Here is a 19,412-nt window from a genome sequence, read left to right as displayed (position 1 = left end):
TTAATGTAAAATACGTGCTCTAATTGTACCCTCAACAGCGCTTAGTTCTTTAAGTGCTACTTCAGATTGATCTGTATCAACATCAATAACTACATAACCAATAGATGCGTCTGTTTGTAGGTATTGCGCAGCAATATTAATACCGTGCTGTGCAAACGCTTGGTTAATTTGCGTTAGTACACCCGGGCGGTTGTGGTGTACGTGTAATAAACGGCTACGATTAGCAAGCTCAGGTAGCGATACTTCAGGGAAGTTAACCGCAGTAATAGTTGAGCCATTATCTGAATATTTAGCCAATTTACCCGCTACTTCAATACCAATGTTTTCTTGCGCTTCTTGTGTAGAACCACCAATGTGCGGCGTTAAAATAACATTGTCGAATTGGCGCAGTGGCGATACAAATTCTTCATCGTTAGATTTTGGCTCAGTAGGGAACACATCGATTGCTGCACCACTTAGTTTTTTCTCTGTAAGCGCTTCTGCAAGAGCATCAATATCAACAACAGTTCCGCGTGAGGCATTGATCAAAATAGACCCCTGCTTCATAACTGCAAGCTCTGCTGTACCAATAAGGTTTTTAGTTTGCGGTGTTTCTGGTACATGTAAGCTAATAATATCAGAGCGTTGTAACAGCTGAGTAAGGTTATGAACTTGTGTTGCATTACCCAGTGATAACTTATCTTCGATATCGTAAAACTCCACGTTCATACCGATATTTTCAGCCATAATACCTAGCTGAGTACCAATGTGACCGTAGCCAATAATACCTAATGTTTTACCACGTGCTTCAAACGAACCATTTGCTGTTTTTAACCAGCCACCACGATGAGCCGCTGCATTACGCTCTGGAATACCACGTAATAAAAGTAGTATTTCGCCAAGTACAAGTTCAGCAACTGAACGAGTATTAGAAAATGGAGCGTTAAATACAGCAATACCACGTTCGCGTGCTGCATCTAAATCAACTTGGTTTGTACCAATACAAAAACAACCAATAGCAACTAGCTTTTCAGCTGAGTCTAATACGGCTTGGTTAATATGAGTACGAGAACGAAGTCCTACAAAGTGAACATCTTTAATGCGCTCTTTAAGCTCGTCCTCAGGTAAGGATGTTTTAACGTAGTCGATATTGCTGTAACCGTTACGTTTTAGCGTTTCAACAGCGCTTTGGTGAACACCTTCAAGCAAGAGAATTTTAATTTTGTCTTTTGCTAACGATACCTTACTCATAACCTCATCCTATTTAATTTGTGGCCCATTTTTGGTACCGATAATCACTTTATCAGCACCTCGCATCGCAAATAGGCCGTTGGTAACTACGCCAACAATTGAATTTATTTGTGTTTCAAGTTGTTTGGCATTGGTAATTTTTAAGTTAAATACATCTAATATAACGTTACCATTATCGGTAACTACGCCTTGGCGATAAACAGGGTCACCACCAAGTTTTAATAATTCTCGTGCAACGTAGCTGCGCGCCATTGGAATAACTTCTACCGGAAGCGGGAAGTCGCCCAATGTATCTACCAGCTTTGTGTCATCAACAATACACACAAACTGTTTTGCAACTGCTGCTACTATTTTTTCACGTGTTAGCGCTGCGCCGCCGCCTTTAATCATTTCGTTTTGAGCGTTTATTTCGTCAGCGCCGTCAACGTATACATCTAAAGCATCAACGTTATTAAGTTCAAACACTTCAATACCTAACGCTTCCAAACGTGCAGTTGACGCTTCTGAGCTTGATACAGCGCCTACAATAGTGTCCTTTACTGAGCCAAGGGCATCAATAAAGTGATTAACAGTAGAGCCAGTACCGACACCTACAATGGTGTTTTCTTTTACAAACTCGAGTGCTGCCCAAGCAGCTGCTTCTTTTAATTCGTCTTGTGTCATTGCTTTGTGCTCATGTATGTCAGAAATATGCGGTTAGTAACCAAAATTAAATGTTACCAACAGTATGTTTTATCTGGGGTGATAATGGTTTTAAGTGGTACGTCCCACGACTCGATTGGCAGAGCATCAACTTTTTGGCATTCATGTGCAAGGCCAATTAGTTGTGGTTTTTGCCAATTTTGTTCGTGTAAACGCGCCAATGTCCGGTCGTAAAACCCACCTCCCATTCCTAGGCGATTACCTTGTTTATCAAATGCAACTAATGGCATAAGGAGGTAATCAAGCGCTGGTAATGGGCATATTTGAGAGCAGTTCAGCTTAGGCTCCAAGATACCATAGCGATTTGCCCTCATGGGTGAGTTTTTCTCATAGCGCTGAAATAGTAAATTAGCGCCATTGAATGGGTGTATTATAGGTAGATAAACAGCATGGTTTAAGTTCCACAATTCTTTAATTAACAATGAAGTGTCTAGTTCTCCGTCGTTACTTAAATAAATGGCAATATGCTTTGAATTCGTTGTATTTTCGCTTTTTAAGTGTTGAATAAAATTCATTTTTAGCGATTGCGCAGCAATTATTTGCTGATTATTTGACAAGTTTTTACGGGTGTTACGAATTTCAGCTCTTATTTGTGCGCGTTTATTGCTCATTAAACTAATTAGCCATTTTTAAAAAGAGAATAAATCGGGAAAAATCAAAAAAACAGCCAGTACGACTAGCAAAATGGTGGCAGTTGCAATCAATGAATATAAAAGTAAGTTACTGCGTTTTTTAGGAGTCGCTAAATCCTCATCTAGCATTAGGTCGTCATTTTGCCATTCGTCTACACTTTCGTCTGGTGTATTTAATTGAGCTTCAGGAAGGCGTTGCTCTAGCTCATCTAGCTTTTCTTCAAGGCGTATTAAGCTGCTAGTGATGTAATCAAGTGCATCAAAAATACGTTCATCACGTTGGTTGTTATTTGCAGCTGCGGGGGAGCTATTTTGAATCGCATTTGAAACAGCTTGCAGCTTACTTTTAATACCTAGGCTTGCTAATAACTTAGTCTGTTTTAACGCTTTGTCTTTATCGCTTGGCGCAAACAGCGGCTTACCTTTAAAAAAAAGAGCTACTTTTTCATCTGACGTTTTTAATTTTGCAGCTAAGTTTGCGCACGCTGTTTTTATGTCAACGTTATCGGCAAGTCCTGCAAATATAACGCGAAAGTTATCGGCCATTGAACTATCCCTAAAGCTTTTATAATGAAATGAGTATATACCTAAAGTACAAAAGAATTCGAGGTCGATTTTATAGTTATTTTGTAGAGGCACTACAAACAATGTAACGGATAAGTTTTAGATACAAAAACGGCCCTATTAAGGGCCGTTTTTAATTTACTTCAACACTTTTAGCTTAAAGGCCAGCAGCTGCACGAAGTGCATCAGCTTTATCTGTACGTTCCCAAGGGAATTCGTCACGACCAAAGTGGCCGTAAGCCGCTGTAGGAAGGTAGATAGGGCGCTCTAAATCAAGCATTTGAATTAAGCCGTAAGGGCGCAGGTCAAAGTGTTCACGAATAAGTTCGATTAAACGGCTTTCTTCTAACTTGCTTGTACCAAACGTTTCAACGCTGATAGATGTAGGCTCTGCAACACCGATTGCGTAAGAAACTTGTAATTCACATTTATCAGCAAGGCCAGCCGCAACTACGTTTTTAGCAACGTAACGTGCAGCGTATGCAGCTGAGCGGTCAACTTTTGATGGATCTTTACCAGAGAAAGCACCACCACCGTGACGAGCCATACCACCGTATGTATCAACGATGATTTTACGACCTGTTAAACCACAATCGCCCATTGGTCCGCCAATTACAAAGCGACCCGTTGGGTTAATGAAAAATTTAGTCGCGCTTGTAATAAGCTCTGCAGGAAGTACCGGCTTGATGATAGTTTCCATCACCGCTTCTACTAAATCTTTTTGCGAAATGTCTTCGCTGTGCTGAGTAGATAGTACTACTGCATCAATACCTACTGGCTTGCCATTTTCGTATGCAAAAGTAACTTGAGATTTTGCATCTGGACGTAACCAGTTAAGCTCGCCGCTTTTGCGTACTTGCGCTTGGCGCTGTACTAAACGGTGTGAGTAAGTAATTGGCGCAGGCATTAGCACTTCTGTTTCGTTACAAGCGTAACCAAACATAAGACCTTGGTCGCCAGCACCTTGTTCTTCTGGGCTAGTACGGTCAACACCTTGGTTAATGTCAGGAGACTGTTTACCAATAGTGTTTAAAATTGCACATGAATCTGCATCGAAACCCATGTCTGAATGCGTGTAGCCAATTTCACGTACTGTTTTACGTGTAATTTCTTCAATATCAACCCATGCGCTAGTAGTGATTTCACCACCAACCATAACCATACCTGTTTTTACGTAAGTTTCGCACGCAACACGGGCATGAGAGTCTTGCTCTAGGATAGCATCAAGTACCGCATCAGAGATTTGATCGGCGATTTTATCCGGATGACCTTCAGAAACTGATTCAGAAGTAAATAAATGTTTTGCCATTGTATTTCTGCTCACAAATATTGCGCTTCACAAACGTCGGTATTAGCGCTAAAAAATTAAGGGGCGTATTTTATCGAAAACAAAACACCTTGCATAGTGTTTTTACGCCTAGACGTCTAAATAAAATTACTAATAACTTTTTGGTCTTAAAAAATATTCATAATGCCTCACTTTTATAGGGTTTTTAATTGCACACAGCCCCCACAATAAGTAAGAATGGTCGATATAAACAAACCCAAGTTACTTGGGTGCATAAACAAACACATAAATACCCGCGCAAATACACATAAAGGTAGGAGAATTCATGCCATCTCGCAAAGAACTTGCAAATGCTATTCGCGTCTTGTCAATGGACGCAGTACAAAAGGCCAAATCTGGTCACCCTGGAGCCCCTATGGGCATGGCTGATATCGCAGAAGTATTATGGCGCGATTATCTAAAACACAACCCAACAAATCCAGAGTGGGCTGACCGTGACAGATTTATTCTTTCAAACGGCCACGGTTCAATGCTTATCTATTCTCTATTGCACCTAAGTGGTTACGACTTACCACTGGACGAAATTAAAAACTTCCGTCAAATGCATTCTAAAACACCAGGTCACCCTGAATATGGCTATGCACCAGGAATCGAAACTACTACGGGTCCATTAGGTCAAGGGATCACAAATGCCGTAGGTATGGCAATTGCTGAAAAAGCGCTAGCTGCACAGTTTAACCGTGAAGGTCACGACATTGTTGATCACTTTACCTATGCATTTATGGGCGATGGCTGCCTTATGGAAGGTATTTCTCATGAAGCTGGTTCACTTGCAGGCACATTAGGTCTGGGTAAACTTGTTGCATTTTGGGATGACAACGGCATTTCAATCGATGGTGAAGTAGAAGGTTGGTTTACAGATGACACGCCAGCTCGCTTTAAAGCATACGGTTGGCATGTAATCAGTGGTGTTGATGGCCACGACAGCGATGCTATAAGTGCTGCAATTGCAGAAGCTAAAAGTGTTACCGATAAACCATCACTAATTTGTTGTAAAACAATTATTGGTTACGGCTCACCTAATAAATCTGGTAGCCACGATTGTCACGGTGCACCACTAGGTGATGACGAAATTAAAGCGTCTCGTGAATTTTTAGGTTGGACTGGCGATGCGTTCGAAATTCCTGACGATATTTACGCACAATGGGATAGCAAAGAAAAAGGTCAGCAGCTTGAATCAAGCTGGGACGAAAAATTTGCAGCATACGCAAAAGCATACCCAGAGCTTGCAGCTGAATACAAGCGTCGTATTAATAACGAACTGCCTGGCGATTGGGCTGAAAAATCTCAAGCGTACATTGAGCAATTACAAGCAAACCCTGCAAACCCAGCGTCTCGTAAAGCATCGCAAAATGCATTAAACGCATTTGGTCCGTTATTACCAGAATTTATGGGTGGCTCAGCCGATTTAGCAGGCTCAAACTTAACAATTTGGGATGGCTCTAAAGGTTTAACACACGACGATGCAAGCGGTAACTACATTTACTACGGTGTACGTGAGTTTGGTATGTCGGCAATTATGAATGGTATTGCCCTTCATAAAGGCTTTATTCCTTACGGTGCTACGTTCTTAATGTTTGTTGAATATGCAAAAAATGCCGTACGTATGGCTGCATTAATGAAGCAACCAAGCATTTTTGTATACACGCACGATTCAATCGGTTTAGGTGAAGATGGTCCAACTCACCAACCAGTAGAGCAAATTGCAAGCATGCGTTTAACGCCTAACTTATACAACTGGCGCCCATGTGACCAAGTTGAGTCGGCAATTGCATGGCAACAAGCTATTGAGCGTAAAGACGGTCCTACATCGTTAATCTTTACTCGCCAAGGTCTTGAGCAACAAGCGCGTGACGCACAGCAATTAAGCGATGTTAAAAAGGGTGGTTACATCCTTAGCTGTGACGGCAACCCTGAGATTATTTTCATTGCAACGGGTTCTGAAGTGCAGCTAGCACAAGATTCAGCAACTGAGCTACGCAGCCAAGGTAAAAAGGTACGTGTTGTATCTATGCCATGCACTGATGCCTTTGAAGATCAAAGCGCAGAGTACAAAGAAAGCGTATTACCGGCATCTGTTACACGCCGCGTAGCAGTAGAAGCAGGTATTGCTGACTACTGGTACAAGTACGTAGGTCTAAATGGCGCAGTAGTAGGTATGACTACCTTTGGTGAGTCGGCACCTGCTGGTGAGCTGTTTGAGCACTTTGGCTTTACAGTGGCAAACATTGTGAGCAAAGCAAACGAGCTTTTTTAATCGCTTTGATTAAATAAAGTAAGTAATTGAAAAACCCGCACATGTTGCGGGTTTTTTTATGCCCTAACATGAAGCAACTTCACCTTGAACAATGCTGCTTTCCTTGCAAGAAAGTAAGCTATCAGGCAAGGTAGTGCGATAAAATTTATAAATAAAAATCTTAAATTAATAGCAGGAGCTAAAAATGCCAAAGTTCGATAACGTGAGTGTAGTAAAAAAAGCCAATGTATATTTTGACGGAAAAGTGTCGAGCCGTACCGTTATTTTAGGTGATGGCGAAGCGAAAACGTTAGGCTTTATGCAACCAGGTGAGTTTGTTTTTGATACAAACCAAAAAGAATGCATGGAGCTTTTAGCTGGCCAATGGGATATTTTATTACCAGGGGCAAGTGAGTGGAAAACATTTAACGCGGGTGAATCGTTTAATGTTGATGCAAATGTAAGCTTTAAAGTAAAAGTATCTGATTTTGCTGACTACTGTTGTTCGTACACAGATTAATCAATACAGCTAGACGTCTGAAAGCCCATGCACTATGGGCTTTGCATAAACTTTGCACAACGCATGATTTAAATCACCAAAAACCGCAAATAAACCTCAAATATCTCTCTTTTTTCCTTGTGTTAATCTAAATAGCCCCCAATACTATTTATGAGGTAACAAATAAAAGGATACCCTATGAAAATTAATCTTTCTGGTCACCATGTTGAAGTTACTGACTCTATTAGAGAGCACATCAACGAAAAATTTTCAAAAATCGAGAGCCACTTTCCATCGCTTATTGCACTCGATATTATTTTGTCTAAAGAGCATCATAAAATCCAAGCTGAAATTAGCACTAATTACGAAGGCACGCGCATATCGGTAAAAGGGGAAAACGAAGTTATGTACCCTGCCATTGCAAGCGCAGCTAAAAAACTCGATGCGGCACTAAAACATCGAAAAGGGCAGATAAAAGCAAACTTACACGAAAAGCCTGTTAGCACTACACCTGAAATCGCACACGAGATCATCCAAGAGATGGATCTTAAATAAAATTTAGTCACAAAGTATTGTAAAAAAGAGCCGTATGGCTCTTTTTTATTGCCTGTAATTTAGGTAAGTTATGCGTTCTTGCCGTTTATTAATTAAAAAAATTAATAAAAAGAACACACAACACACATATTTTGAGAAAATAATGCACACAACAAAAGCAGTATGGAAGTCTCGACTAGGTGCGCTTGGACCTGGAATACTCATGGCAACAGCCGCTATTGGCGGTTCTCACTTAGTTGCCTCTACGCAGGCTGGAGCAATATTTGGCTGGCAACTATTTTGGCTAATCCTTGTTGTTAATGTTTTAAAGTACCCATTTTTTCGCTTTGGTATGGAATACACACTCGCCACTAAAAATAGCCTAGTGGAGGGCTATAAGAGTAAAGGCCCGTTTTATTTTTACAGTTTTATTGGCTTAAACATTGTAGCCGCTGTTGTTAATACCGCTGGCGTATTACTGCTTACCGCAAGCTTACTGCATTACGCGCTGCCTGTAGTGATAGAGGTAACACTGCTATGTTGGATATTATTAGGAGTGTGCTTAGCCATATTATTGTTAGGGCACTTTAAAGCGCTCGACAGTGTGGCCAAAGGCATAATGGGATTATTAACACTGGCTACCGTTATTGCGTTAGTTATCGCGTTTAGTAACGGCCCAATGGCGCCTGCTGACTATGTAGGGCCTTCACCGTATGAGCTGGCTATGCTGAGCTTTATGGTGGCTTTAATGGGTTGGATGCCAGCCCCTATCGAAATATCTGCATTAAGTTCTTTATGGCTAAAAGAAAAACAAGCGCAGCAAATAGTTTCTAAAAGCCAAGGCTTGTTCGATTTTAACGTAGGTTACTGGCTTACAGCTGGCTTAGCCTTGGTATTTTTTAGCTTAGGTGTATTAGTGCAGTACGGGCAAACCAGTAGTATAGAACTCGGCGGTGTCGCGTTTGCCAAGCAGCTTATTGATATGTACGCATTAACAATAGGCGAGTGGGCAAGGCCGCTTGTATCAGCAATCGCCTTTTTATGTATGTTTGGCACTACACTCACCGTGCTAGATGGCTACGCCCGTACGCTTAACGAATCTCATAAACTACTTGGCTTTGGGCAATCAAAACACAGTCTAAATATTTGGTTAATACTACAAGCACTTGCCGGTATGGCCGTTATTTTATTTTTTAAATCAGCCCTTGGCCCCATGCTTACGTTTGCCATGACGCTTTCATTTGTTACAACGCCTGTATTTGCATGGCTTAACTTTAGCCTTGTGCGCTCAGAGCCTGTTATAAAGCACAGCGTGCTATTACGTAGTTTAACGTGGTTAGGTTTGGTGTATTTAGTAGGCTTTGCTGTTGCGTTTGTAGTATGGAAACTAGCAGCCTAAATAGAGCCACTTACTTTAGGGTTTTAATTAAAGCCCTAAAGCTTAAAGTTTAAATGAGGTATAAATGGATATTAGAACAGGCGAGCTTTCAAACCCACACGTTATAAAGTTACTACAAGCGCATCATAACGATATGTTAAAACACTCACCCGTTGAAAGCGTACATGCACTAGATGTGAGCAAACTCACTCAGCCCGATATAACTTTTTATAGCTTATGGATTGATAATAATTTAGCGGGTGTTAGCGCATTAAAAGCGCTCAGTGCCACTCATGGCGAAATTAAATCAATGCGCACATCAAGCAGCTATTTACGCCAAGGCATAGCCGCTAAGTTACTCACCCATATTATTGAGCAAGCAACACTTCGTGGTTATAAAAAGCTAAGTTTAGAGACCGGCACTGCTGAAGCATTTTTACCCGCACAAAAGCTTTACACTCAGTTTGGTTTTAAAGAATGCGAACCATTTGGTTATTATGAGCTAGATCCGTACAGCTTGTTTATGAGTAAAGCACTTTAAAAGTGAGAGTGGGGAGATTATGAAATATAAAATTGAACATACCGCTCCAGTATCAGACGCATTTGCAAATTTACGCACACAAGTAAAGTGGCAAAACCCTGACGATAAAACATTAAAAGTAAGCATTGAAAATTCATTGTTTTGGGTCACAGTGTACGACACTGATAAGTTAATAGGCACTGGTAGAATAATCGGTGATGGCGCAATGTATTTTTATATTCAAGATGTAATTGTTGCGCCAAGCTATCAAAAACAAGGCATTGGTCATTTAGTTATGACCCACATTGAAGACTACCTAAGCAACACCTGCTCTAATGGCGCTACTATAGGTTTATTAAGTGCTCACGGTAAAGAAAGCTTTTATACACAATATGGTTATGTAAAGCGTGATGGCGATGTTTTAGGTCTCGGAATGTGTAAGTTTATTTAGTTAATATTATGGATTAAAGGAACTAATTTTTTTATATGGTTATTGACCTTACTAAGCCCTTAAGATTACCAAAGGCATTTACTGATAGATTAAGAACATTAGACGAGCTATGCCGTAAATATGACTACTTGGAAAGTATGTTTAAATACAGTTGTGTCCTCGAGTTAGTAAAAGATATTGATAAACACTGCTCGGAAAGAAAAGTTGTCGGTATTCATTATACAAGGGCTATTCCTGAGCAAATAAAAGAAAGAGGACTCCTTGTCAGGGATGGAGGTGAGATTAGGAACACCTTCTTAACGGAACATGGTCATCGGTTTTCTTTAAATGAAATTGACTTCATTAAGAGATGTTGGAGCGATTTTTTCACTGAAGAATATTGCCCAGCTAGAGATAAACGAATATTTTTTAATTTTACTGAAGTAGCACTAGGCAATAGTAGTTCGAAATTTTTAATCGGTTTATATGGCGGTGAGCAGATTATGATGTGTTTTGATTTCGACGATTCTATTGGTATGAAGTTGTCGGAAATTGGTAAACCTCTTCTCATTCGATGTGCTTTAAATCCATCAAAAGTGAAAACTTTTACGGAGTACCCATGGGGTAAAATTTTAGTTTCATCTTATCACAAGCTTATAAACCCTGAGGCTTGTATTTTTGATCAGGATGGTTATCAATCTATCGCAGTCACAAAAGACGATATTGTAAATATTGAAGTGCTTCCTGAGTAATAACGAAGTCGTACTCAGGAGGTGATTTAAAACGCGGCGAGTCGAGTTATTTCTAGTCAATTCATCATTTTTGTAGGATGGCGTGGCTTTGCCACTTATCCGACCTACGTCAAAAGGTAGGTTGGTTAAGCCGAAGGCGTCACCCAACAGAGTTTCATATAAACGCCTTGAGGGTCCGCTACTGGAGTTAAACTGTCGTTAATTCGCATCTAACTCAGCTCTTTTATCGCTTTACTTATCCCATCTAAACTCAGCGCATACATGCGGTTGTTCATTAACTCTTTTATAAAGCCAATTGATTGATAGTACGGCCAGTGTTCAACGGGTTGTGGGTTGAGCCAGGCGACTTTATCAAAGTGGTTTGTTATACGTTGCAACCATGCACTGCCGGGCTCTTCGTTGTAATGTTCTACGGAGCCGCCAGGGTAGGCTATTTCGTAAGGTCCCATAGTGGCATCGCCAACAAATATTACTTTATAGTCGCTGGTAAATTTATTAATCAGCGTCATGGTGTCTATTACGTTTGAATGTCGGCGCGCGTTGTCTTGCCAGACGTGCTCGTATAAACAGTTATGAAAGTAGTAAAACTCTAAGTGTTTAAACTCGCTGTGAGCGGCGCTAAATAATTCTTCGCAGGTGTGGATGTAGTCATCCATTGAGCCGCCAATATCAAACAGCATTAATACTTTTACTGCATTGTGGCGCTCGGGCGCCATTTTTACATCAAGCATGCCGCCTTGTTTTGCAGTAGCGCGAATAGTCTCGTTTAAATCAAGCGTGTCGCTTGCGCCTGTGCGGGCAAACTTACGTAACTTTTTAAGGGCGAGTTTAACTGTGCGCGAACTAATTTCTCTGTCGGTGTCGAGGTTTTTGTATTCTCGTTTGTCCCACACTTTTACTGCTTGGCGGTTACGGTTGCCGTCTTGCCCAATACGCACGCCTTCTGGGTTATAGCCGTATGCCCCAAAAGGTGATGTGCCGCCAGTACCTACCCATTTATTACCGCCAGCGTGGCGTTTTTGTTGCTCTTCTAAACGCTCTTTTAGGGTTTTCATAAGCTCATCGAGCCCGCCCATAGCTTTAAGTTGGGCTTTTTCTTCATCGCTTAGGCTTTTTTCAAACTCTTTACGTAGCCAGTCTTCAGGTAAGTTGTGCTGTTGCTTTAAACTCTCGAGCAAATCAAGATCGGCAATACCGCTAAAGTAGTCGCTAAAGGCTTTATCAAATCGGTCAAAGTGCGTTTCGTCTTTTACCATTATGGTGCGTGCTAAATGGTAAAAAGCGTCTACGTCGGCAAATATAACGCCTTTTTTTAAGGCGTTTATTAAATCGAGTAGTTCTCGAAGGCTCACCGGTAAACGGTATTCACGCAGTTTGAAGAAAAATGCAATCAACATATAAGGGCCTGTTTATCTTTCGAGGTTAAATTTGCAGCAGTGTGTTTGGTATTTAGGTAAGGCAGAGCCTATGTAGTGTGGTTATTCCCCATAAATAGGCTATAACACAGCATAAATACCAAACACGCGCTGCCTGAAGGTTCGTCCTAGGGACGATTAACTCTTTGTTGCTCGGCTTTTACTTAGCCCACTAGGTTACAAACCTCGCGCCACGATTAAATCGTCCCTAGTTAGAACAAATTTTAATCCACAAAGGTCAACAGGCCCTAGCGGCTCATAAACGCGAGCTTTTCGATTAGGCTTATATCTTGCTCATTTTTAAGTAATGCGCCAAACATGGGCATTAAACCGCCTTTTTTAGCTTTGTCGTGCAGTGTTTTAGCGTCTATGTCTTCAGCCATTAAAAGCTTTAACCAATCGAGTAATTCGCTGGTAGAAGGTTTCTTTTTAAGGCCGTTGGCTTCACGTAAGTTAAAAAACACTTCAAGTGCTTGGCGTACTAAATCTTGTTTAACGTTAGGGTAGTGCACGTCAATAATTTGCTGCATTTCATCGTTGCTAGGAAAATCAATGTAATGAAAAAAGCAGCGGCGTAAAAATGCGTCCGGCAATTCTTTTTCGTTATTTGATGTGATGATCACAATAGGGCGCTCTTTAGCGACAATACGCTCGTTAGTCTCATAAACATGAAACTCCATTTTATCGAGCTCAAGTAGTAAGTCGTTTGGGAACTCTATGTCGGCTTTGTCTATTTCATCAATTAAAAGCACTGGGCGTTTGCCGTTAAGCTCTGCATATGTAAATGCCTGCCAAAGCTTACCTTTAACTATGTAGTTACTAATGTTGTGTACGCGCTCGTCACCTAGTTGGCTGTCGCGCAGGCGCGAAACCGCGTCGTACTCGTATAAGCCTTGCTGCGCTTTAGTGGTCGATTTTATATGCCACTGAATAAGTGTGGTATCTAAACTTTTAGCTAACTCCTCAGCCAGCATGGTTTTACCTGTACCTGGTTCGCCTTTAATTAAAAGTGGTTTTTCGAGCATTATGGCAGCATTTACAGCTTGTTTAAGCGCGCTACTCGCTATGTAATTGTCAGTTGAATTAAATTGCACGGTGTACCCTTGTCTGGTCTGAGCAGTAAGTTATTTTGTTATAATGCCATAGTTAAGCAGCAGGTCCAATATAAGCAAAACGCTGTTTGACCTCACCTTCTTTTTCAACAGTTTCTAAAAACATACTAAGTGGGCGCGCCCATATACCAAATTCACCATAAAGTGCTTGGTAAATCACAAGTTGTTCCTCGGTTTCGCTATGGGTGGCAACATGAATAACTTTATATTGCGGGCCTTTGTAGTGTTGGTATATGCCTGGTTTTAGGGAAAGTGGTTTTATTGCTGTAGTCATGTTTTGATCTCTTGTATAATTTGGCTTTGCACTTTTAATGTTAACTAATTTGCCAATACTATGAACTATATTTCTTTAGATGATTACAAAAAGGCGTGGGTTTTTCGCCACAAAGATTTACCTGTATCTGATGAAGACGCAGCAAAAATAAAGCCTATGAGCGACGAGCGCGCAGCCGTACTTTGGACAACCATGGTGAGCCGTGAGTTTGATCACCCTGATTTTTTTGAAGACACCGATTGGTGTGGTCAAGAAAAAAGCTTTAGCCAAGAAGTAGATTGGCAAGATGCGTGGGAAAATGGCGATGCGTTACCACCAGAAGCTATCTTAACGTTTTTAGATTGGGAAGCTAACACCACGGTTTATTTTTGTATGGCACGCGATAATATTATCGAAACGACGTTTGATGTATTTAAACGCAATTGGCAAAACTTTATGTTTTTAGCTGATGGCAGTTTATTGATTGGTAAAAAGCGTAATACGGTTGTGCAATTTTTAGAATCAGGTAAAGCAAAATTAGGTGAAAAGCCAAGCGCTTAAAATAGTGTGCTGCGCTTAAAAAATATTCAATACTGTGTTATAAAACATTTACCTGAATATTTTTGAGTACAGCTTTTGGTCGCTAAAAATCAGTCACTTGGTGCTCAACAGCAAGTTGAAATTTGGCAAACTGATGCACAAAAAGTGTTGTATGCACAATTGTGCAATGCGTTTTATCAGCGTGAAGTTCAGCGATTAGTTGCAGAGCCTAATGCCGATAAACTGCGCCGCCAGTTAAAAAGCCTACCTTATTATATTGAGCGAGCGGCAACGTTTGTTGCCAATGGTGACACGCCTTTTACGCTTGATGCACAAAATGGTACGTGGCTTGAAAAGCAAAAACCGACCCCACCCGATGTGAATGTTCAAGCTAATGAACTTTTTTATCAAACGTATGCCAAAGTGGGGCTTATAGTGCCCGTTATATTGCATGGCTACGATCAGGTGAGTCTTAGAATAGACAGTATCGATCAGTTAGGCGAAAATAAGCTGCATTGTAACGAGCTTGGTTGGTTTGATTTTTTAGGAAATGGGCTAGAGCAGCAAAATGCTCAGCTAATAAAGCCAAGTAAAGTGAGTTTAACCGCTGCATGTTGCGGGCATCAGTGGCAATTTTCGAAGCGTTGTATGCCACGGGTTTTATCACTACGCGAAATGCTTTTAGCGGGTAGTATTAATTGGCGCAATTTAAAGCGCCCCTTAGCGTATTAAAGTTAAGGTATTTGGAATTTAAAATAAGGAGTGTTAAATGCGTATTTTTCAAGTTGGCTTACTGTGCTTAGCACTGTTTGTACAATACAGGTTATGGTTTGGTCATAATGGTTTACAAGACTACACACGACTAAAAGGTGCAGTAACGTCGCATCATCAAACCAACGAAAAACTCATTAAACGTAATAAAGTACTTAAAGCAGATATTGAAGACTTAAAGCTTGGCCAAGAAGGCATTGAAGAGCGTGCACGCAACGAATTGGGAATGATTAAACCGGACGAAACATTTATTCGTGTTTTACCGGGCAAACAATATGACAAATAAACAGACTATTGCAGCAATTGTACCTGCTGCGGGTGTTGGCAGTAGAATGCAGCACAATGCGCCTAAGCAATATATACAATTAGCCGGTAAAACCATTTTAGAACACACCTTAGCTAAACTTTCTCAATTACCTCAATTACGCACTATTGTTGTTGCCCTTAGCGACAGCGACCCCTATTTTGACGAACTCCCATTGCTTGATAAGCGCATTGTGCGAGCCAGTGGCGGAAAAGAGCGAGCCGACTCGGTGCTTAACAGTCTGCTTTTTTTAGCGCCTAACCCACCAACATGGGTATTGGTGCATGATGCTGCTCGTCCATTAGTTAATATCAGTGATATAGAACGTTTAATTGATGAATGTATACGCGCTGATGAAGGCGGTATTTTAGCTAGTAAAGTAAAAGACACCATAAAACGCGGCCACAATCATGCCCTACAAACTGTGCCGCGAGATGATTTATGGCAAGCACTTACCCCGCAGTTTTTTAAATATGACGAGCTTAAAAATGCACTGCAAAACGCATTAGCAAGTGGGGCTACTATTACCGATGAAGCCAGTGCAATTGAGTGGGCGGGTAAACCGGTTAAGCTTGTAGCAGGCCGTAGCGATAATATTAAAATAACCACGCCAGAGGATTTAGACCTGGCTGGGTTTTTATTACATAAACAACAAAACGAGAGTGGATTATGATACGAATTGGCCATGGTTTTGACGTACATAAATTTGGCGGCGAAGGCCCGTTAACTATTTGTGGTGAAAAAATTGATTACCCACAGGGCTTTTTAGCGCACTCAGATGGTGATGTTGCTATTCATGCATTATGCGATGCTATTTTAGGCTCACTTGCAATGGGTGATATTGGTAAGCACTTTCCCGATACAGCTAGCGAGTATGAAAATATCGATAGCCGTATTTTACTTCGCCATGTGGTGGGCTTAGCTAAAGAACAAGGTTATGTACTTGGTAATGGCGATGTGACTATTGTTGCTCAGGCACCAAAAATGTTGCCACATATTCAAGCTATGCGCGCTAATTTAGCCAGCGATTTAAATTGCGACCTTAGCCAAATTAACGTTAAAGCCACTACTACCGAAAAGCTAGGCTTTGAAGGGCGCAAAGAAGGTATTTCTAGCCATGCGGTGGTTATTATGAGTAAAGAGCTTGCGAGTACAAAAAACGCATGAGCGATTTAAATTATTTATACGGTGCGCCGCTTTCTAAAGCTGATTTTAAAACCACAGCTGAAGACTTTATGGTTGATGAAGACTTAGGTATAGAATTTACCGGCAGTGGCGAACACGTGTGTTTGCAGGTGGTTAAAAAAGGCGAAAACACGCAATACGTTGCAAAGCTAATTGCGCAGCGTGCGGGTGTTTCACCGCGAGACGTAAGCTATGCAGGCATGAAAGATCGCCACGGTGTGTGCTCGCAGTGGTTTAGTGTAAAAGTACCAATTAAAAAGCCTATCGATTTTAGTGATTTAAATAGTGAGAGTATTTTTATTGTGTCGCAACAGCGCCACGACCGTAAGTTACGTACGGGCTGCCACAAAGGTAATAAATTTACTATTACGCTTCGTAATGTAACCAAGCCTCTTGATATTCTATGCCGTATTAATGCCGTGCGCGCAGGTGTGCCAAATTACTTTGGCGAGCAGCGCTTTGGGCATGGCGGTCATAACTTAGTTATGGCTGAAAAAATGTTTGCCGGTGAGCGTATTCGCGATAAAAAGTTGCGCGGTATTATTATTTCAGCAGCACGATCGCATGTATTTAATCAGTTAGTGAGCCTGCGTGTAAAAGAGCATGGTTTAGCTAAAACAATGCACCGTGAAGTATTTATGCTCAGCGGCAGCAATGCATTTTTTGAAGATGCAATTAATGACGAAAACATAGAGCGATTAGCCACTGGCGATATTATGATGTCGGCACCTATGGTGGGTAAAAGTGAAAAAGGCTTAACCGAGCAAGAAAAAGTATGGCTCGAACCTTTCCAAACATGGTGTGATGGTTTAGGTGAATTAGGCCTTAAAAATGAGCGCCGAATGCTGCGCTTAATTCCACAAAACTTAACTGTTGAAACACTTGATGAAACCACACTAAAACTAAGCTTTGGTTTGCCAAAAGGGTGTTTTGCAACCGCATTATTACGTGAGCTGGTGGATTACACTGATGCTAGCCCTCGAGAGCGCAAAGAAAAGGATAATGGCATAAATGAAGATACTGTTAAGTAACGATGATGGCGTAAATGCTAAAGGCATTGCGGTTTTATATCAGGCGCTTATACAAATTGCAGATGTAACCCTTGTTGCACCTGATCGCAACTGTAGTGGCGCGAGTAATTCTTTAACACTTATGAACCCGCTACGAGCGACTACACTCGAAAATGGTTTTATGTCAGTTAATGGCACACCTACTGATTGTGTACATTTAGGCGTAAATCAGTTAGCTGATGAAAAGCCAGATCTAGTTGTTGCAGGTATTAACCATGGTGCTAATTTAGGTGACGATACGCTTTATTCCGGTACTGTTGCCGCTGCAACTGAAGGTCGCCATTTAGGTTTGCCTGCAATTGCGGTATCGCTTTGCTCACATAATGGCGATCATTTTGAAACAGCCGCTGCAGTTACCGTAAATATTATTAAAGGCTTGGCTTCGCATCCGCTTCCAAAAGATCAAATAATAAATATTAATGTGCCAGATATTCCATTAAGTGAATTAAAAGGGGTGCAAGTAACACGTTTAGGTGCTCGTCATAAAGCCGAAACGATGACGAAACAAACCGATCCTTGGGGCCGTGATATTTATTGGTACGGATCGCTTGGCACCGAAAGCGATGCTGGTGAAGGCACCGACTTTTACGCAATTAATAATGGCTATGCCTCAGTTACGCCACTGAGTGTTGATATGACAGCTAAAGATAGCTTAAAGGCAGTAGGAGAATGGTTAGCCGATTTGGAGATTAATCGTGCTCGCTAATTATACCCGCAGTGCAAAAGCGCTTTCTGACTTACTAAAGCGTGAAGGTGTTGAAGATACGCAAGTACTTAGTGCTATAGCTGATATTCCGCGCCATATTTTTATAGATGATGTGCTAAAACACAAAGCCTATGAAAATACAGCGCTCCCTATTGGGCAAGGGCAAACAATTTCTCAGCCTTACATAGTAGCGCGCATGACAGAGCTACTTCGTTTAGCTGGTGTGCGCAATAAAGTGTTAGAAATAGGTACAGGGTCTGGGTATCAAACTGCAATATTGGCCAAAACGTTTACAAAGGTTTACTCGGTAGAGCGTATTAAAACACTTCAGTGGCAGGCAAAAAGACGTTTGCAGCAACTCGATTTATATAATGTAACCATGAAGCATGGCGATGGTTGGCAAGGCTGGCAATCACAAGCACCGTTTGATGGTATTATAGTGACTGCTGCGGCCTCTAAAGTTCCGCAAGACTTACTTGCTCAGTTGGCCGATGGTGGCGTGTTATTAGCCCCAATTGGTGAGAGCGATCAAAAATTAGTAATGGTTATCCGCAAAGGCGATAATTATAAAGAGCATGTTATTGCTCCCGTTAGATTTGTGCCGTTAGTACCTGGCGATATTGAATAGGAATTCATTTTGAAGTTGTTTACCAAGTTATACGATATGGCCCTAGTGTGGGCAAAACACCGTCATGCGGAACGTTACTTAGCTGCTATGAGCTTTGCAGAATCAGTTTTTTTCCCGATACCACCCGATGTAATGCTTGCACCTATGTCGCTTGCGCAACCAAACAAAGCATGGCGATTTGCAAGCTTTGCCACAATAGCATCGGTTATTGGTGGAGTGGTTGGTTACTTACTTGGTTTTTGGCTATTTGAACCCGTTGTAGAGCCATTGATTGCACAAATGCACTGGCAAGAAAAGTTTGATATAGCGCTAAACTGGTTTAAGGATTACGGTGTTTGGGTTGTGTTTTTAGCTGGTTTTTCGCCAATACCATATAAAGTATTTACGATTGGCGCAGGTGTTTTACAAATGGCATTTTTGCCATTTTTAATAGCATCAGCCATTGGGCGCGGTGCGCGATTCTTTTTAGTTTCAGCCTTAATGAAGTGGGGCGGGGCTCAAATGGAGCGAAAATTACGTCAGTATATTGAAATACTTGGTTGGGGATTAGTGGTATTAATTGCGCTAGCTTACTTTTTATTGCGTTAAGCGTAAAAAATATTA

Annotated in this window: 24 protein-coding genes; 16 read left to right on the top strand and 8 right to left on the bottom strand. The window is 41.2% G+C overall.

The features are described 5' to 3' along the window. The 5 genes from serA to metK form a co-directional block, all read right to left on the bottom strand. Positions 1-1,230: a phosphoglycerate dehydrogenase gene (serA, locus tag FFU37_RS11580; RefSeq protein WP_024595232.1), complete on the bottom strand. Its 1,230-nt coding sequence runs from the start codon at positions 1,228-1,230 to the stop codon at positions 1-3. A 9-nt stretch (positions 1,231-1,239) separates the two neighbouring features. Further along, positions 1,240-1,893: a ribose-5-phosphate isomerase RpiA gene (gene rpiA / locus FFU37_RS11575; RefSeq protein WP_138489547.1), complete on the bottom strand. Its 654-nt coding sequence runs from the start codon at positions 1,891-1,893 to the stop codon at positions 1,240-1,242. A 53-nt stretch (positions 1,894-1,946) separates the two neighbouring features. Then, entirely contained in the window at positions 1,947-2,543 is a 597-nt protein-coding gene (locus FFU37_RS11570) for a 5-formyltetrahydrofolate cyclo-ligase (protein WP_138489546.1), read from the bottom strand. A gap of 18 nt (positions 2,544-2,561) precedes the next feature. Next, positions 2,562-3,110 (bottom strand): hypothetical protein, encoded by a 549-nt coding sequence (locus FFU37_RS11565; RefSeq protein ID WP_024595234.1) that lies wholly within the window; start codon positions 3,108-3,110, stop codon positions 2,562-2,564. Between the two features lie 175 nt (positions 3,111-3,285). Next, on the bottom strand, positions 3,286-4,437 hold the full coding sequence (metK, locus tag FFU37_RS11560; protein ID WP_002958976.1) for a methionine adenosyltransferase: 1,152 nt from the start codon (positions 4,435-4,437) through the stop codon (positions 3,286-3,288). Positions 4,438-4,741: 304 nt separating this feature from the next. Between metK and tkt the strand changes: the two genes are divergently transcribed. The 7 genes from tkt to FFU37_RS20295 all read left to right on the top strand — a co-directional run bounded on the left by tkt (position 4,742) and on the right by FFU37_RS20295 (position 10,825). Next, positions 4,742-6,733, top strand: coding sequence for a transketolase (gene tkt / locus FFU37_RS11555; protein ID WP_138489545.1), 1,992 nt, complete (start codon positions 4,742-4,744; stop codon positions 6,731-6,733). A 184-nt stretch (positions 6,734-6,917) separates the two neighbouring features. Beyond that, on the top strand, positions 6,918-7,232 hold the full coding sequence (gene ppnP / locus FFU37_RS11550; protein WP_002958974.1) for a pyrimidine/purine nucleoside phosphorylase: 315 nt from the start codon (positions 6,918-6,920) through the stop codon (positions 7,230-7,232). A 177-nt stretch (positions 7,233-7,409) separates the two neighbouring features. Then, positions 7,410-7,766 carry a ribosome hibernation-promoting factor, HPF/YfiA family gene (gene hpf, locus FFU37_RS11545; protein WP_007376058.1) on the top strand — a complete coding sequence of 119 codons (357 nt, stop codon included), beginning with the start codon at positions 7,410-7,412 and terminating at the stop codon, positions 7,764-7,766. A 202-nt stretch (positions 7,767-7,968) separates the two neighbouring features. Continuing rightward, the gene (locus FFU37_RS11540) at positions 7,969-9,144 is read left to right on the top strand and encodes an NRAMP family divalent metal transporter (RefSeq protein WP_138490034.1); all 1,176 of its coding nucleotides are present in this window, start codon (positions 7,969-7,971) and stop codon (positions 9,142-9,144) included. Positions 9,145-9,208: 64 nt separating this feature from the next. Next, positions 9,209-9,664 carry a GNAT family N-acetyltransferase gene (locus FFU37_RS11535; protein ID WP_138489544.1) on the top strand — a complete coding sequence of 152 codons (456 nt, stop codon included), beginning with the start codon at positions 9,209-9,211 and terminating at the stop codon, positions 9,662-9,664. Between the two features lie 19 nt (positions 9,665-9,683). Then, a complete protein-coding gene (locus FFU37_RS11530) occupies positions 9,684-10,094 on the top strand; it encodes a GNAT family N-acetyltransferase (RefSeq protein WP_138489543.1) in 411 nt (136 codons plus the stop codon). 35 nt (positions 10,095-10,129) lie between these two features. Continuing rightward, positions 10,130-10,825, top strand: a complete 696-nt coding sequence (locus FFU37_RS20295) for a hypothetical protein (RefSeq protein WP_175413905.1) — start codon at positions 10,130-10,132, stop codon at positions 10,823-10,825. A gap of 209 nt (positions 10,826-11,034) precedes the next feature. Here FFU37_RS20295 and FFU37_RS11520 read toward each other — a convergent pair whose 3' ends face one another. From FFU37_RS11520 to FFU37_RS11510, 3 genes are all read right to left on the bottom strand, one after another. After that, complete coding sequence (locus FFU37_RS11520) at positions 11,035-12,222, bottom strand: vWA domain-containing protein (RefSeq protein ID WP_138489541.1); 1,188 nt, start codon at positions 12,220-12,222, stop codon at positions 11,035-11,037. A gap of 266 nt (positions 12,223-12,488) precedes the next feature. Next, positions 12,489-13,334, bottom strand: a complete 846-nt coding sequence (locus FFU37_RS11515) for an AAA family ATPase (RefSeq protein WP_138489540.1) — start codon at positions 13,332-13,334, stop codon at positions 12,489-12,491. 52 nt (positions 13,335-13,386) lie between these two features. After that, the gene (locus FFU37_RS11510) at positions 13,387-13,626 is read right to left on the bottom strand and encodes a DUF1653 domain-containing protein (RefSeq protein ID WP_138489539.1); all 240 of its coding nucleotides are present in this window, start codon (positions 13,624-13,626) and stop codon (positions 13,387-13,389) included. 60 nt (positions 13,627-13,686) lie between these two features. Here FFU37_RS11510 and FFU37_RS11505 point away from each other — a divergent pair, with 60 nt between their 5' ends. The 9 genes from FFU37_RS11505 to FFU37_RS11465 all read left to right on the top strand — a co-directional run bounded on the left by FFU37_RS11505 (position 13,687) and on the right by FFU37_RS11465 (position 19,397). Beyond that, entirely contained in the window at positions 13,687-14,166 is a 480-nt protein-coding gene (locus FFU37_RS11505) for a DUF2947 domain-containing protein (RefSeq protein WP_002958965.1), read from the top strand. A gap of 75 nt (positions 14,167-14,241) precedes the next feature. Next, positions 14,242-14,877: a hypothetical protein gene (locus FFU37_RS11500; RefSeq protein WP_138489538.1), complete on the top strand. Its 636-nt coding sequence runs from the start codon at positions 14,242-14,244 to the stop codon at positions 14,875-14,877. 37 nt (positions 14,878-14,914) lie between these two features. Further along, positions 14,915-15,202, top strand: a complete 288-nt coding sequence (gene ftsB, locus FFU37_RS11495) for a cell division protein FtsB (RefSeq protein WP_002958963.1) — start codon at positions 14,915-14,917, stop codon at positions 15,200-15,202. Next, positions 15,192-15,893 (top strand): 2-C-methyl-D-erythritol 4-phosphate cytidylyltransferase, encoded by a 702-nt coding sequence (ispD, locus tag FFU37_RS11490; protein WP_138489537.1) that lies wholly within the window; start codon positions 15,192-15,194, stop codon positions 15,891-15,893. The genes ftsB and ispD overlap by 11 nt, the downstream gene beginning before the upstream one ends. Beyond that, positions 15,890-16,387 (top strand): 2-C-methyl-D-erythritol 2,4-cyclodiphosphate synthase, encoded by a 498-nt coding sequence (gene ispF, locus FFU37_RS11485; protein ID WP_024604077.1) that lies wholly within the window; start codon positions 15,890-15,892, stop codon positions 16,385-16,387. Before ispD ends, ispF begins: the two co-directional genes overlap by 4 nt. After that, positions 16,384-17,436, top strand: a complete 1,053-nt coding sequence (truD, locus tag FFU37_RS11480) for a tRNA pseudouridine(13) synthase TruD (protein WP_039486727.1) — start codon at positions 16,384-16,386, stop codon at positions 17,434-17,436. Before ispF ends, truD begins: the two co-directional genes overlap by 4 nt. Beyond that, complete coding sequence (surE, locus tag FFU37_RS11475; protein ID WP_024600608.1) at positions 17,417-18,181, top strand: 5'/3'-nucleotidase SurE; 765 nt, start codon at positions 17,417-17,419, stop codon at positions 18,179-18,181. Before truD ends, surE begins: the two co-directional genes overlap by 20 nt. Beyond that, the gene (locus tag FFU37_RS11470) at positions 18,171-18,809 is read left to right on the top strand and encodes a protein-L-isoaspartate(D-aspartate) O-methyltransferase (RefSeq protein ID WP_002958958.1); all 639 of its coding nucleotides are present in this window, start codon (positions 18,171-18,173) and stop codon (positions 18,807-18,809) included. The genes surE and FFU37_RS11470 overlap by 11 nt, the downstream gene beginning before the upstream one ends. Before the next feature lie 9 nt (positions 18,810-18,818). Continuing rightward, positions 18,819-19,397 (top strand): YqaA family protein, encoded by a 579-nt coding sequence (locus FFU37_RS11465; RefSeq protein ID WP_002958957.1) that lies wholly within the window; start codon positions 18,819-18,821, stop codon positions 19,395-19,397. Positions 19,398-19,412: the final 15 nt, after the last annotated feature.

It is taken from the genome of Pseudoalteromonas distincta (assembly GCF_005877035.1).
GTDB lineage: Bacteria > Pseudomonadota > Gammaproteobacteria > Enterobacterales > Alteromonadaceae > Pseudoalteromonas > Pseudoalteromonas distincta.
The sequence above is the reverse complement of the archived record's forward strand: the minus strand, read 5'-3'. Positions and strand labels throughout refer to the sequence as shown.